The 1,325-nt window shown below is 73.8% G+C and carries 1 protein-coding gene; it reads right to left on the bottom strand.

What is annotated here, in order from left to right:
- A partial coding sequence (locus CA984_RS44030; protein ID WP_133061995.1) for an FUSC family protein occupies positions 1–1,236 on the bottom strand: 1,236 nt, incomplete at its 3' end.
- Positions 1,237–1,325: the final 89 nt, after the last annotated feature.

Below are 1,325 nucleotides of genomic sequence, written 5' to 3' on the forward strand. Positions count from 1 at the left end.
CCGCAGCACCACCCGTTCCACGGTGTCGCGGTAGGCCGGGCGGAGGCTGACGATCACGGTCACCACGAACCACTTGGCGTAGTGCTCGTGGGTCACCAGCATCAGCACCATGGCCAGGGTCACCGCCAGGCCCAGCCGTACCGGGTGGTGGCCGGTGGAGAACACCGGCTTGCGCAACCGGCCGAACCTGGGCAGGCGCGGTCCGACCTCGACCCCCTCGACCGCCTGCTGCGCCACCGACCGCACCGCCATCCCGATCCGGTCCAGGCACCGGCGGACCTGCCCGAGCAGCGCGGCCGCGGGCAGCGGCGCACCGCCCGTGTGAGCGGACCGGCGGATCTCCTCGACCTGGTCGGCGAACCGCCCGACGGCGCCCAGCGCCTCGGGCACCCCGGCCGAACCGCCGAGCGTCACGGCCTCCCGCAGCGCGCGGGCCAGGGCCCCGACCGCCTCGTTCAGTTCCTCGGTCCAGCCGGTGCCCACGCCCGTCTGCACGGCCGCCGCCCGCAGGACGCGCAGCGCGACGGTCTCGTGGATGACGCGGGTCAGCGTGGCCAGCAGCCGCTGCAGGGCCCGGTCGTCCTCCTCCGAGACCCGGTAGAGGGAGAAGGCCTTGGCCGCGTCGTCCAGGGCGGTGCCGGCGGAGCGGCGCAGCACCTCCCAGCTCTCGTCGGAGAGCGGAGCCCGCCCCGCGGCCTCCAGCAGGTCGGCCAGCGCCGTACCGGCCGTCTCGAAGGCCGTCCGGAGCGGCTGGAGGCGGCGCACCGGCCAGAGCCCCACGAGGAGCAGCGTCATCAGCAGGCCACCGGCTGCCGTGATCTCCATGTGGGCCGGCACGCTCATGCCCGGCGGGGCGAAATAGGTCAGGGCCACCGAGAGAACCGAGGAAATGCTGATCACCGGCCAGTAGCCGCCGGCCATGGCGACCAGGCCCACCACGACGGCGGCCACCCACGGATACGGCTGGATCAGCGCGCCCAGGCCCGAACCCAGCGTGACCATGAGCGTGGCGACGAGCAGCTTGCGGGCGCGCTCGCCGTACGGCAGGCCCGGGGCGTCCCCGAAGACGGTGAGATAGCCGCCCAGTGCCATCGCGGCGCCCTGCGGGACATGGCCGAGCATGACGCCGGCCACCAGCGGAAGGCAGATGCCCAGCGCGCACAGCAGGCTGTACCCCCAGGCGGGACGGCCGGAGAGCACGAAGTCGCCCCGCAGCGCCTCGGCGATCCTCCGCATGCCACCCCCCGAGGTCATCAGGATGGGGGATGGGACCTTCCTCCCCGCCTTCCGGACGCTTAGTGCTCCTGGCCCCCAACGTCTGACGC

The sequence above is a fragment of the Streptosporangium minutum genome (assembly GCF_002149035.1).
GTDB classification, from domain to species: domain Bacteria; phylum Actinomycetota; class Actinomycetes; order Streptosporangiales; family Streptosporangiaceae; genus Streptosporangium; species Streptosporangium minutum.